Source organism: Streptacidiphilus sp. MAP5-3 (assembly GCF_041262505.1).
Lineage (GTDB): Bacteria > Actinomycetota > Actinomycetes > Streptomycetales > Streptomycetaceae > Streptacidiphilus.
In genome coordinates, this window is the sequence record NZ_JBGCCL010000024.1 from 1 (window position 1) to 13053 (window position 13053).

Consider the following 13053-nt stretch of genomic DNA (forward strand, 5'->3'; position numbering starts at 1 on the left):
TCGCCGGGTGGTGCAGTTCGAAGGCGGGGGACTCGGAGCGGATGCGGGGCAGCGTGAGGAAGTTGTGCCGCGGCGGCGGGCAGGAGGTCGCCCACGACGTGCCCAGGATGTAGGAGCCGATGGTCGAGATCACGTTGAGGGTGGTGAAGCCGTCGGAGGGCAGGTAGGTGGCGTAGCGGCGCGGCATGCCCTCGGCGCCCAGCCAGTGCTGCACCAGGAAGGTGGTGTGGAAACCGATGAAGAGCAGCCAGAAGCAGATCTTGCCGAGGCGCTCGTCGAGCATCTTGCCGGTCATCTTGGGCCACCAGGAGTGGAAGCCCGCGAACATCGCGAAGACGACGGTGCCGAAGACCACGTAGTGGAAGTGGGGGTGGGCCCACACGGTCACGGACAGGCCGGCGATCGCGATCGTGGCCGCGACCAGCGACTGGTAACCGAACATCGGCTTGCGCGAGAAGACCGGGATCACCTCGGAGACGATGCCGAAGAACGGCAGCGCGATGATGTACACCTCTGGGTGCCCGAAGAACCAGAACAAGTGTTGCCACAGGATGGCACCACCGTTGGCCGGGTCGAAGACGTGCGCACCGAACTTGCGGTCGGCCTGGTTGGTCGGTCCTGTCCCGGACCGCGCCCAGGGCCGGGTCGAGTGGGCACACGCGATCCGCCCGGCCGGGCGGATCATGGCGAGTGGGGACACCTGCCCCGGGTCGTCACTCGCGCATCGCTTCCAGGGCCTGGTCCAGGGCCTCGTCCAGGGTGGTGGCCGCGGTGATGAGTGACAGGTGGGTGAACGCCTGCGGGAAGTTGCCGAGTTGCTCGCCGCTGGGGCCCACCTCTTCGGCGAACAGACCGACATGGTTGGCGTAGGTGTGCATCTTCTCGAAGGTGTAGCGGGCTTGGCGCAGGCGCCCTGCGCGGGCGAGTGCGTCCACGTAGAGGAAGGTGCACAGGCTGAAGGTGCCCTCGGAGCCGCGCAGGCCGTCGGGGGATGCGGCGGGGTCGTAGCGGTAGACGAGGCTGTCGGAGACCAGCGTGCGGTCCATCGCGTCCAGGGTGGAGAGCCAGGTCGGGTCGCGGGGGGCCACGAAGCCCACCCGGGGCATCAGCAGCAGCGAGGCGTCCAGGACGGGGGTCCCGTCGTAGTGCTGGACGAACGCCTTGTCCGTGTCGCTCCAGCCGCGGGTCATGACCTGTTCCAGGATGGCGTCCCGGGCCTTGGTCCAGCGCTCGGTGTCGGCGGGACGGCTGAACGCGGCTGCCATGCGCAGTCCGCGGTCGAAGGCGGTCCAGCACATCACCCGGCTGTAGGTGAAGTCCTTGCGTCCGCCGCGGGTCTCCCAGATGCCCTCATCGGGCCGGTCCCAGGAGTCGGCCAGCCAGTCCAGCGCGTCGGCGACGGTCTTCCAGCCCTTGTAGTCCGCCTGCATGCCGACCGTGCGACCCTCGGAGAGGCCGTACAGCGCCTCGCCGTAGATATCGAGTTGGAGCTGATCCGCGGCCGCGTTGCCGACCCGGACCGGGTATGAGCCGCGGTATCCCTCGAAGTGTTCGAGGATCTCCTCCGTCAGGATGGGCTCCCCGTCGACCCGGTACATGATCTGCAGGGCTTCCTTGCTGCCCTTCTCCCGTTCGGCCAGGAGCCGGTTGCGAAGCCAGTGGGTGAACGCGGTCGCCTCCTCGGTGAACCCGAGGTCGAGCAGTGACCGGATGGACAGTGAGCCGTCACGGACCCAGGTGTAGCGGTAGTCCCAGTTGCGTTCCCCGCCGACCTGTTCGGGCAGGCCCATCGTCGCGGCGGCGACCGGCGCGCCGGTGGGCGCGTAGGTGAGCAGCTTGAGGGTGATGGCGGACCGGTTGACCATGTTGGGCCAGCGGCCGCGGTAGCGGGACCCGCGTACCCAGCGCTGCCAGAAGTCGACGATGCCCCAGAGCCGCTCCTCCGTCTCGGCGAGGGTCGTGGGGGGCGGTGGGGGTCCGACGGGGCTGCAGACGGTGAGGACGACTACCGCGGTCTCGCCCTCATGGAGGGTCACGCTGCCCACGGCGTCGTTGGCGTCGCGTTCCACCGGGAAGCTCGTCTGCAGGTGGGCGGTGATCTCCGGAGCTCGGAACACGGCTCCGTCGGGGGTGAGGTCCAGGTCGTGGCTGGAACGGCCGTAGTCGAAGCGCGGACGGCATTCCAGGGTGAACCGTACCGAGCCCCGCACCGAGCGGATCGCCCGAATAAGGGTGTGCCGGTCGGTGGCGGTCCCCGAGCCCGCGGGATCCATGCAGTCGAGTACCTCTCCGACGCCGTCCGGGGACAGGAACCGAGTCACCAGGACGGCCGTGTCCGGGTAGTACAGCTGCTTGCGGGAATCGTCCGGCGCATCCGGCGCGAGCCGGAAGTAGCCGCCCTTGTCGTGGTCGAGCAAGGCCGCGAACATGCTCGGGGAGTCGAACCGCGGAGCGGCGAACCAGTCGACGACACCCTGCGAGGAGACCAGGGCTGCCGTCTGGAGATCGCCCACCAGCCCGTGGTCGGCGATCGGAGGGTAGCGGTCCATGAGCTGTCCAATCGAGAGGATCCCCCCGACCCACTATCCGACGTGCCCCGCGCCTTCGCCTCCGGTGGCCGTGCTCAGCGCGATTCGTGCGGTCGCGGAACGCCCGGATGCCGAATCAGGTTCGGGCCGTGATGATCTGTCGTGAGGGGCACCCCGAGCAGCCGTCGCGGCCGTTCAGCCGGGAGTCGAGTCCGCGCCGGGTGCCCTGATCGCCCCGGTAGTCCTCGGGCCCCACTGCGGCGTGGGCTCAGCCAGATCGGTCAGGAGTCCTGCGATGTCCCAGGAGAGCCACCGGCCCCGCCAGGCCGTGCCGTCCGATCGCCAGCGGCCGCCGGAGTTCGACATGAGCGACTCCGCCGAGACCCTGCCCGGTCCTCGGGAGTCGGTGTGACTGCCCCGAGCCCTCCGGCCGAGCCCGAGGGGAGTCCACCGGCAGCCGCCCCGGACCCGCTCAAGCTCGTCCGCAGCCGCGGATACGTGATGCTGCTCCTGATCGCCGCGGTCCTCGGCGTCCCGATCTCGGCGGCGGCATTCGGCTTCCTCGCGCTCGTCAACGAGCTCCAGTCGCTGACCTACACGGACCTGCCCAAGGCCCTGGGCTTCCACGGCACGCCGAACTGGTGGCCGGTGCCGCTGCTGGCCGTGGCCGGGCTCCTTGTCGGCCCGATCATCCGGTACCTCCCCGGCAAGGGTGGGCACGAGCCGGCCCACGGCTTCGTGGCCTCGGGCCCGACCCCGACGGCCGACCTCCCCGGTGTCGCGCTCGCCGCCGTGGCCTCGCTGAGCCTCGGGGCGGTCATCGGGCCGGAGGCCCCGCTCATCGCCATCGGCAGTGGGCTGGCCGTGGCCGCGCTCCGGCTGACCAGGAAGTCGTTCCCGAAGCAGGCGACAGCAGTTGTGGGAGCCTCCGGGAGCTTCGCCGCGATCAGCACGCTGCTCGGTTCGCCGCTGCTGGGGGCGTTCCTGCTGATGGAGATGTCCGGACTGGGCGGACCGATGCTCGGCGTCGTCCTCGTGCCCGGCCTGCTCGCCTCCGGCATCGGTGCGCTGATCTTCACCGGCTTGGGCTCGTGGACCGGTCTGGGCACCTACTCGCTGATCTTGCCGGACGTCCCTCACGCCGCCCGACCGGACGCTGCCGAGTTCGGTTGGGCACTGCTGATCGGGGTGGCGGCGGCTTTCGTCGGCGCCGGGATCCGGTGGCTGGCGCTCCGCCTGCTGAAACTGGTCGAGCCGCGACGGCTGCCGGCAACGGTGCTCGCGGGCGTCGTCGTCGGTGTGATCGCCCTCGTCTACGCGGAGTGGACCGGCCACGCGGCCTCCGGAGTCCTGTACTCGGGGCAGAGCGGACTCGGCCCCCTCCTCGAGAGCAGCGCGAAGTATTCGGCGGGCGCCCTCGCGGTACTCGTCGTCTGCAAGGCGCTCGCGTACAGCGTGTCCTTGTCCGCCTTCCGCGGCGGTCCGGTGTTCCCCTCGATGTTCGTCGGCGCGGCCGGCGGCATCTTGCTCTCCCACCTGCCCGGACTCGGCGAGACCGCCGGGCTCGCGATGGGCGTGGGGGCGATGTCCGCCTCCATGCTCAAGTTCCCGATGGTCTCCGTGCTGCTGGCCACCCTGCTGCTGGGGACGCAGGGGCTCACCGTGATGCCCCTGGTGATCGTGTCGGTCGTGGTCTCCTACGTCATCACGCTCAGGCTGACCCCGCTGGCAGCCGCCGGAGCCGCCACTCCGGAGGCTTCCCGACCTGCGGGTGGCGAGCCGTCGGGGGGCGAGGGCGGCCGCGCGATCGGGTGACTTCACCCGTGTCGGTCTTGATCCCTGCAGTGTCGACCAGAAGAGTCGCCCGGGAGCCCGCCCGGGAGCCCGCCCGGGAGCCCGCCCGGGAGCCCGCCCGGTGGCGCCGGTGGCGCGGCGCGAAGCCGTGACGGATTGCGAGGAGGCCACGTGTGACCGATTTCCTGACCGGTCGCCAGCACCGGCTCCGGCACGGCGATCAGACGGCCGTGGTCGTGGAGCTGGGTGCTGCCCTCCGCGACTACCGCGTGGCCGGGCAGCCCGTCGTCGACGGGTTCGGCGTCGACGAAGCGATCGACGGAGGACGCGGTCAGCTGCTCGTACCGTGGCCCAACCGCGTCCGGGGAGGCGCCTACCAGTGGGACGGAGAACAGCTCCAGTTGCCGCTGACCGAGGCCGAGCACGGCAACGCCATCCACGGGCTGATGCGCTGGACCTCCTGGGACGTGCAGGACGCAGCGGAGGACCACGTCACGCTGGGCGCGACCCTCTGGCCCCAGCCGGGTTACCCGTTCCTGCTCGAGCTGACGGCTGCGTACGCACTCACGTCTGACGGACTCGACGTCGCGATCACCGCGCGCAACGCCGGCTCGCGCGCCGCGCCCTACGGCGCCGGCCAGCACCCCTATCTCACGGTGGGGACGGAGCTGGTCGACGACATCGTGCTCACGGTGCCCGCCGGTCGTCGGCTCCGCACGGACGAACGGGGCATTCCCTCGGTGACCGAGTCGGTCGAGGGCACTCCCTACGACTTCCGCACCCCGCAGAACATCGCCGGCCGGCATCTCGACACCGCCTTCACCGGCCTGGAGCGTGACGCCAAGGGCGGGTCGGTGGTCCGTCTGGCCCATCCGGACGGGCTGCGCGGCGTGGACGTCCGGCTCGGCGAGGGAGCCGACTTCGTGCAGGTGTACAGCGGGGACACGCTTCCCGAGGCTGCCCGGCGCCGGTCACTGGCCGTGGAGCCGATGACCTGCCCGGCGAACGCCTTCCAGAGCGGCGACGCCCTGGTGACCCTGGCAGGCGGCGACCAGCACAGCCTGCGCTGGGGTCTCATGCCATGGGGGACCTGGGGCTCGGCGACGCCATGAGGTGACTCCGACGGGGTATCGGATTTGCCCATAAAGGCGGGCCCGTAAAGGCGGAGGTGGCGGCTGAGTGGCTGCTGGTTCAAGAACTGAGAGCGCCGTCGTCAATGCGGCCGGCTTGGTGCAGGGCATCGTCCTGGTCACGTTTCCTGCGGCGAGCACCATCTTCACCGAGAAGAGCGAGTACGGGCTTTCGAGCACCCAGTACGGCGTCATGTTCCTGCCGCAGGTCACGACGGCGATTGTTGCGTCGCTGCTCGGCTCGGGGCTGGCTCGCCGGATCACCATGAAGCGGGTCTACCTGATCGGCCTGGCTTGCAGCGCCGTTTCGATGGGATTGCTGATCGCCAGCACCGGCGTGAAGACCGACCAATCGGTCGCGTACCCACTGCTGCTCGTCGCGACGGCGTTCCTGGGCGCCGGGTTCGGCCTGACCGCCGTGGTCGCCGGGGTGATGAGGGTGCTGTCCTTCTTCGTCACATCCGCGCGGTCCCCGACCGCTTCCCCGGCCGCCGAGGAATCCGGGCCTCTCCAACCGCCGGGCCGCAACCAACTGCGGCGCCCGGACCAGCCTTGATGAGGGAGCCGAGGGCCTGGCTCCGTCGTCCGGAGTGTTGTCGTCTCAGCCGCCCTCCGCCATCACCCTCGCGATGGCCAGTGGGTCCTCGCCCAGGGCCGCCAGGCGCTCGGCGAGCCGACGGATCTGGGCGTCCTTCTCGGTCTCTTCGGCTGCGACGTTGGCAAGGGTGTCGTGGGAGCCGTGGTCGGCGCCGCTGTCGAAGACGCGCAGGACGAAGTCCGAGGCGGCCGCGCGGTCCAGATCCTCGGTGAGAGACAGCAGTTCGTTGGTGTACGTGACGGTCGGATGTTCTTCCATGAGGCCATGAGAACTCTCGACGCCCGCTGCCGCACGCCGGTGTGCGGACGCGCGGGGTGGTGCTCATTCAGAGATCGCCAGGTCCCGGCGCCCGCCGGCGGTCGGCTTCGAACCGGTTGACGGCGCTCTGCACCAGGTCGAGGTTGGCAGCGGTGTCCGCGGTCGCGTCCATGGTCAGTCCGGGCTCGCCCGCGCGCAGCGGTTGCAACGCGTCGTACTGGGAGTCCAGCAGCTCCGGCGGCATGAAGTGCCCGGTACGGCGGGAGATCCGCTCGCGGGCGACCTCACGGTCCAGAGCGAGGTGGAGGAACCAGACGCCGGGACTGGCCGCGAGGAGCAGGTCCCGGTACTCGACCTTGAGTGCCGAGCAGACCAGGACACAACCCCGGTGCTCGCGTCGAGTCCCGCGGATCCAGTCGGCCAGGACCTCGAGCCACGGCGCGCGATCCGCGTCGTCGAGCGCGTGACCTGCGGTCATCTTGACCAGGCTCTCCGCCGAGTGAAAGTCGTCGCCCTCGACGAAGGCCACCCCCAGGCGCTGCGCCAGGAGCCGTCCGAAGGTGGTCTTGCCCGACGCGGACACGCCCATGACCACGACGACTGTCGGCGCTGTCCCGGATGTGCCCATGAAGCCCCACCTGGCTCTCGCGTGATCCCCGCGACCACTACGGGCGATCCTGTGCGCGTGGGCAGCCGCGGCGAGCGATGCGCCGCCGTGGCTGCCCGCGGAAATGACCCGGATGGGCCCGGGACGTCCGTCCCAGGTCGTGCCTCCGGGCACGGCCGGTCGAGATGCCCGAGTCGCCGATCGGTGCTGGGATTCGTTCCATGAGCCTCGCGGACCCGTCGCCGGGCCGGTCTCCGGCTCGGATCCTGCTCCCGTATCCGCCGGTGGAGATCGGTCCCCTCCCCGAGCCGTCCGTGGCGCAGTGGGACGGCCGCGGCGAACCGCCGACGCAGAGCGTGCTCGACGAGGTGGAGTTCTTTGTCATCCCGTACGGCCTCGCCGCTGAGTCCGTGCCGTTGTTCGGGCGCATGCCCCGGTTGCGGGTCCTGCAGAGCCTGTCGGCCGGTGTGGAGGATCTCCGGGCATTCGTGCCCCCGGGTGTCGTGCTGTGCAATGCCAGGGGCGTGCACGACACGAGCACGGCGGAACTCGCGGTCACGCTGACCCTGTCGGCCTTGCGCGGCATCCCCGGTTTCGTGCGGGCACAGGACGACGAGTCCTGGCAGGGCGGGTACTTTCCCTCGCTGGCGGACCGAACCGTCCTCATCCTCGGCTACGGCTCGATCGGTGAGGCCGTCGAGGACCGACTCGTCGGCTTTGAGTGCGATGTGTTGCGGGTGGCCCGATCGGCCCGGATGGCACCACGGGGACCGGTGCACGCTCTGTCGGAAATCCCGGAGCTGCTGCCGCGGTGCGACGTGGTGGTGTTGACTCTCCCGCTCACCCAGGGGACGCACCATCTCGTGGACGCCGGCTTCCTCGCCGCGATGCGGGACGGCGCCCTGCTGGTCAACGTGGCGCGCGGGGCCGTCGTCGACACCGCCGCACTGCTGGCGGAGCTGCGGCTGGGCCGACTGAGCGCGGCCCTTGACGTCACGGATCCGGAGCCGCTGCCGGCCGGGCATCCGCTGTGGCATGCCCCCCGCACCCTGATCAGTCCTCATGTGGGTGGCAACACTTCCGCGTTCCTGCCCCGCGCCCAGCGACTTGTCCGCGCCCAGGTGCAGCGTTATCTGGCGGGGGAGGAGCTCTGGAACGTCGTCGTGCCGCCCGGCTGAGGGGTTCCCCGGACGGCTGCCCCGGCCGTGCCTGCTGGTCCATTGGACGGACGAGCGATACCTCCGACGGTCCAACGAAGAGTGCGCCTGCGTGCAGTCGGCCGCTCGGGGTGGTTGCGTCGCGCGTGCAGGCTCGGTCGCTCTCGGCGCCCGGGCACACCAGCGAGGGGAGACGGCAGTGACCTCACCGGCGGACAGTGGACCGCAGCCGATGGCGCTGCCGCTGCTGCGAGGGCAGAAGGCGCTGGTGACCGGGGCGAACTCCGGTATTGGCCTGGCGACGGCGATCGGGCTGGGCCGCGCGGGGGCGGATGTGGTCGTCAACTACGTCTTCGGCAAGGAGGCAGCCGAGGACGTGGTCAGCAAGATCCAGAGCTTCGGGGTACGGGCGTTCGCGCACGAGGCGGACGTGTCCGACGAGGGCCAGGTCGTCGGCATGTTCGCGCGCATGATGGAGGAGTTCGGCACCATCGACGTGCTGGTGGCCAATGCCGGCCTGCAGCGCGACGCCGCTGTGACGGACATGACCGTGGAGCAGTGGCACAAGGTCCTGGATGTGAACCTCACCGGCCAGTTCCTGTGCGCCAGGGAGGCGGCGAAGGAGTTCCTGCGTCGGGGCGTCGTGCCCGAGGTGTCCCGTTCCGCGGGGAAGATCGTCTGCATGAGCTCGGTGCACCAGATCATCCCCTGGTCCGGGCATGTGAACTACGCCGCCTCCAAGGGCGGTGTCCTGATGCTGATGCAGACCCTCGCGCAGGAGCTCGGCCCGCACGGGATCCGGGTCAACGCCGTCGCGCCGGGTGCCATCCGCACCCCCATCAACCGCAGCGCCTGGGACACCCCCGAGGCCGAGCAGGAGCTCCTCAAGCTGATCCCCTACCGCCGGGTCGGCGACCCGGAGGACATCGCCGACGCGGTGACCGTGCTCGCGTCCGATCTGATGGACTACGTCGTCGGCACGACGATCTACGTCGACGGCGGGATGACCCTCTTCCCCGGCTTCGCCACCGGAGGCTGACGCCCGGTGGAGGATCATGTCACCCCGCGCCGGGTGGTCATCCTCGGTGGTGGCTTCGCCGGACTGTTCGCCGTCCGGGCCCTGCGCAGGGCACCCGTCGAGGTGACGTTGGTGGACCGCTGCGCGCACCACCTGTTCCAGCCGTTGCTCTACCAGTGCGCCTCCGGGATCCTGTCCAGCGGTCAGATCGCGCAGCCCCTGCGCGCCGTGCTGCGCCGTCACGAGAACGTGCGCTGTCTGCTCGCGACGGCCACGGACGTGGACGTCACCGGTCGGGTCGTGCACGCCGTGCGCCCGGACGGCAGCAGCCTCACCGTTCCCTACGACGACCTGATCGTGGGCGTCGGTGTGCAGCAGTCGTACTTCGGGCACGACGAGTTCGCCGAGCACGCCCCGGGTATGAAGACCCTGGACGACGCTCTCGGTCTGCGGCGCAGGATCTATCGTGCGTTCGAGATGGCGGAGGCGGCCGAGGATCCGCCAGAACGTGCCGCCTGTCTCACCTTCGCGCTGGTCGGGGCCGGTCCCACCGGGGTCGAGCTGGCCGGGCAGATCCGGGAGATCGCGAGCCTCACCCTGGACCGGGAGTTCACCAGCATCGACCCGAGCCAGGCGCGGGTGCTGCTCTTCGACGGCGCGGACGCGGTCCTGGCCGCGTTCGGTCCGGTCCTGGCCCGCCGCGCGGCCCGGACGCTGCGCAACCTCGGCGTCGAGATTCGCCTGGGTGCGATCGCCACCGAGGTGGACGAGCGGGGGTTGACGGTCCGCCGGCACGACGGCGGCACGGAACGCTTCGAGGCCCGCACCGTCCTGTGGACCGCCGGGGTCGAAGCCCCGCCCCTGGCTGCGGCGCTGGCCCGGGCGACCGGAGCCGAGCGGGACCGGGCGGGGCGGATCATGGTCGAACCGGACCTCACCATTGCCGGCCACCCCGAGATCCGGGTAGTCGGCGATCTCATGAGCCTGAACAAGCTGCCGGGTCTGGCCGAGGTCGCGATGCAGAGCGGCGCCTACGCGGGCCGCCGGATCCGGCACACCCTCGAGGGCCGGACCGGCAAGCCGCGCCCGTTCCGCTATCTGGACCTGGGCAGCGCGGCCTACATCTCCCGTGGCCGGGCGGTGGTGAAGATGGGCCGGTTCCACGCGTCGGGGTTGCCGGGCTGGCTGATCTGGCTGTTCATCCACATCGTCTTCCTCACCGGCTTCCGCAGCCGGTTCGGGGCACTGATCAGCTGGGCGGTGGTCTTCGCCTCCGGTTCCCGGCGTGAACGGGCTTTCACCTCATCCCGATCGCGGGGCGCGATGGCGGACGCGCCGTCCCTGTCCGGTTCCCCGGCTGATCGGACGATCACCCGGCACGATCCACCGAGGCCCGCATGAACACCCTCACGGCCCTGCTGGCCAGCGGCGGCCCCGCGCAAGAGGCGCCCGCCCGCCAGATGATGGCCTTCACCCTGGGCTACCACATCCTCCTGGTGCCCTTCGGCGTGGCACTGCCGTTCATCACCCTGGTCATGCACCACCGGGCGCTGCGCAAGAACGACCCGGTCGCGCTACTGCTTGCGCGCCGCTGGTCGGCCGTGATGGCGGTCCAGTTCGCCGTCGGCATCGTGACCGGCACCGTCCTGACGTTCGAGTTCGGCCTGCTGTGGCCGAAGATGATGGGCACCTGGGGAGACGTCTTCGGCCTGGGCTTCGGGGTCGAGGCGTGGGCGTTCTTCCTGGAGGCGGTGCTCATCGCGATCTACCTCTACGGCTGGCGCCGGCTCAAGCCGTGGACGCACTTCTGGCTCGCCGCGCCGCTGCCGTTCACCGCGCTGATGGGCGCCTTCGGCATCATCGGCGCCAACTCCTGGATGAACACCCCCCAGGGCTTCACCCTGGACTCCAGCGGCAAGCCCGTGAACGTGACCGTCCAGCAGGCGATCTTCACGCCGATGTTCGGCCCCGAGTACTGGCACTTCGTGGCCGCCATGTTCCTGACGGCGGGGTATGTCGTGGCCGGCGTCTACGCGGTGGGCTGGCTGCGCGGACGCCGCGACCGCTACCACAAGCTCGGCTTCTGCGTCCCGTTCACCCTCGCCGCCATCCTCACCCCGGTGCAGTTCTTCCTCGGCGACAACATCGCCCGGCAGATCTACCACAAGCAGCCCGAGAAGTTCGCCGCAGCCGAGATCGTCTGGAACACCGGCACCCACGTCCCCGAGTACCTCTTCGGCCGACTGCAGTCCGACGGCAGCGTCAAAGGCGGCCTGAAGATCCCCGACCTGGACTCCTTCCTCGCCGGATTCAGCGCGAAGACACAGGTCACGGGCCTGACCTCGGTCCCGGCCGACGACCGGCCCACCACGGCGGAAGCCACCCTGGTGCACTTCACCTTCGACATCATGGCCCTGATCGGCAGCGTGCTGATCCCACTCGCCCTGTGGTATGCCGTGTACTGGTGGCGGCGCCGGGACCTGCCCAGGACCCGGTGGTTCTTCCGCTGCGCCGCCCTGGCCGGCGTGGCCAGCTGGATCACCGTGGAATGCGGCTGGATCACCACCGAGGTGGGCCGCCAACCCTGGATCGTCTACCAGTACATGCGGGTCTCCGACGCGGTCACACCCACCAAGGCGAGCTCGCTGTGGACCACGTTCGCCATCATCGTCGTGGTCTACCTGCTCCTGGGCGGCGCCTTCGTGGGAGTGCTCCGGATGATGAGCCGACGCTGGCGCCGCGCCGACCTGGGCCTGGCCCGCCGAACGGACGAAGGCCCCGAGACCGACACGCCCTACGGACCCCGGCCGGAACCGGCAGCCGTCGCCCCGGGGTCCTCCGGTGCCTCCGGGTCCTCCGCGTTGCCGCCCGACCCCGGGACCGGGCCGACGAGGGGAGGCACCCAATGACCGCCGGCGTCGTGGCGTGGATCCTGCTCGTGGCGGTCGCCGCCTACGCCTGCGGCGGAGGAGTCGACTACGGTGCGGGGTTCTGGGACCTGGTCGCCGGCGGCACCCAGCGCGGAGAGCGTCCACGCTGGCTGATCGACCACGCGATGGAACCGGTCTGGGAGGTCAACAACGTCTGGCTGATCTTCGTGTTCATCCTCATGTGGACCGGCTTCCCGGTCTTCTTCGAGGCCGTCTTCAGCGCGATGTGGCTGCCGCTGGCCCTGGCCGCCGTCGGGCTGGTGCTGCGCGGCGCGGGATTCGCCCTGCGCAAGCCCACCACGCGGTTGGCCCGACGCCGGCTCTACGGTGCCGTCTTCGCGGTCTCCTCCCTGGTGACGCCGTTCTTCCTGGGAGCCGCGATCGGCGGAGTGGCATCCGGTCGGGCAGCTCCGGGCGTCACGGCCTCGGCCGAGGTGTGGGCCAACTCCAGCTCCGTCATCGCCGGCCTGCTCGCGGTCGCGGCCACCGCCTTCCTGGGTGCGGTGTTCCTCACCGCGGACGCCCGCCGCTTCGACGCACCTGACCTGGAGAAGTACTTCCGGCTGCGGTCCTGGTGCGCCCTGGTCGTCGTGGGCGTCCTGGCCCTGATCGGCCTCGGCACCACCCATAGGCACAGCTCCTACGTCTACCACGGGCTCACCCACGGACTCGGACTCCTCCTGGTGCTCCTGTCGCTGGTGGCCGCCCTGGCCACCGCAGGGCTGGTCGTCGGGAAAGCGGGTTGGGCCCGGTTCACCTCCGTCGCCGCCGTGGCCCTGGTCATCTTCGCCTGGGGCACCGCGCAGCGCCCCTACCTGGTGCCGACCTCCCTCACCGTGCAGCAGGCCGCCGGCGCGACCAGACCACTGCAGTGGCTCATCCTGGTATTCCTGATCGCGATCGTGCTCGTCGGGCCTCCGCTGTTCCTGCTCTACCGCCTCGACACCCGCGGCCTGCTCGAAGCGCAGACCGAAGCGGACGTCGAGGGCGGCTCCACCCACCCCGACACCCCGTCCACCTGATACGGCGGTTG

General features: G+C 70.3%; 11 protein-coding genes and 1 pseudogene. 8 read left to right on the forward strand and 4 right to left on the reverse strand.

From position 1 onward, the window contains the following. A pseudogene (locus tag ABH928_RS27575) lies at nt 1–607 on the reverse strand (cbb3-type cytochrome c oxidase subunit I); the annotation flags it as partial. Between the two features lie 106 nt (nt 608–713). Further along, entirely contained in the window at nt 714–2549 is a 1836-nt protein-coding gene (locus tag ABH928_RS27580) for a glycoside hydrolase family 15 protein (RefSeq protein WP_370071262.1), read from the reverse strand. A gap of 387 nt (nt 2550–2936) precedes the next feature. On the opposite strand from ABH928_RS27580, the gene ABH928_RS27585 reads away from it, so the two are divergent. The 3 genes from ABH928_RS27585 to ABH928_RS27595 all read left to right on the forward strand — a co-directional run bounded on the left by ABH928_RS27585 (nt 2937) and on the right by ABH928_RS27595 (nt 6008). After that, nucleotides 2937–4343, forward strand: coding sequence for a chloride channel protein (locus ABH928_RS27585; RefSeq protein ID WP_370071264.1), 1407 nt, complete (start codon nt 2937–2939; stop codon nt 4341–4343). A gap of 152 nt (nt 4344–4495) precedes the next feature. Next, the gene (locus ABH928_RS27590) at nt 4496–5434 is read left to right on the forward strand and encodes an aldose 1-epimerase family protein (protein WP_370071266.1); all 939 of its coding nucleotides are present in this window, start codon (nt 4496–4498) and stop codon (nt 5432–5434) included. A gap of 67 nt (nt 5435–5501) precedes the next feature. After that, nucleotides 5502–6008, forward strand: coding sequence for a hypothetical protein (locus ABH928_RS27595; protein WP_370071268.1), 507 nt, complete (start codon nt 5502–5504; stop codon nt 6006–6008). Nucleotides 6009–6053: 45 nt separating this feature from the next. Here the strand turns inward: ABH928_RS27595 and ABH928_RS27600 are convergent, their stop codons facing one another. Both ABH928_RS27600 and ABH928_RS27605 read right to left on the reverse strand, forming a co-directional pair. Next, nucleotides 6054–6308 carry a hypothetical protein gene (locus ABH928_RS27600; protein ID WP_370071270.1) on the reverse strand — a complete coding sequence of 85 codons (255 nt, stop codon included), beginning with the start codon at nt 6306–6308 and terminating at the stop codon, nt 6054–6056. 67 nt (nt 6309–6375) lie between these two features. Continuing rightward, complete coding sequence (locus ABH928_RS27605; protein ID WP_370071272.1) at nt 6376–6936, reverse strand: gluconokinase; 561 nt, start codon at nt 6934–6936, stop codon at nt 6376–6378. A 200-nt stretch (nt 6937–7136) separates the two neighbouring features. On the opposite strand from ABH928_RS27605, the gene ABH928_RS27610 reads away from it, so the two are divergent. From ABH928_RS27610 to ABH928_RS27630, 5 genes are all read left to right on the forward strand, one after another. Continuing rightward, on the forward strand, nt 7137–8093 hold the full coding sequence (locus ABH928_RS27610) for a 2-hydroxyacid dehydrogenase (protein WP_370071274.1): 957 nt from the start codon (nt 7137–7139) through the stop codon (nt 8091–8093). A 211-nt stretch (nt 8094–8304) separates the two neighbouring features. After that, nucleotides 8305–9111 (forward strand): SDR family oxidoreductase, encoded by an 807-nt coding sequence (locus ABH928_RS27615; protein ID WP_370071400.1) that lies wholly within the window; start codon nt 8305–8307, stop codon nt 9109–9111. A 6-nt stretch (nt 9112–9117) separates the two neighbouring features. Next, entirely contained in the window at nt 9118–10491 is a 1374-nt protein-coding gene (locus tag ABH928_RS27620) for an NAD(P)/FAD-dependent oxidoreductase (RefSeq protein ID WP_370071276.1), read from the forward strand. Then, nucleotides 10488–11999, forward strand: coding sequence for a cytochrome ubiquinol oxidase subunit I (locus ABH928_RS27625; protein WP_370071278.1), 1512 nt, complete (start codon nt 10488–10490; stop codon nt 11997–11999). The genes ABH928_RS27620 and ABH928_RS27625 overlap by 4 nt, the downstream gene beginning before the upstream one ends. Further along, on the forward strand, nt 11996–13042 hold the full coding sequence (locus ABH928_RS27630; RefSeq protein ID WP_370071280.1) for a cytochrome d ubiquinol oxidase subunit II: 1047 nt from the start codon (nt 11996–11998) through the stop codon (nt 13040–13042). Before ABH928_RS27625 ends, ABH928_RS27630 begins: the two co-directional genes overlap by 4 nt. The last annotated feature ends 11 nt before the right edge of the window (nt 13043–13053 follow it).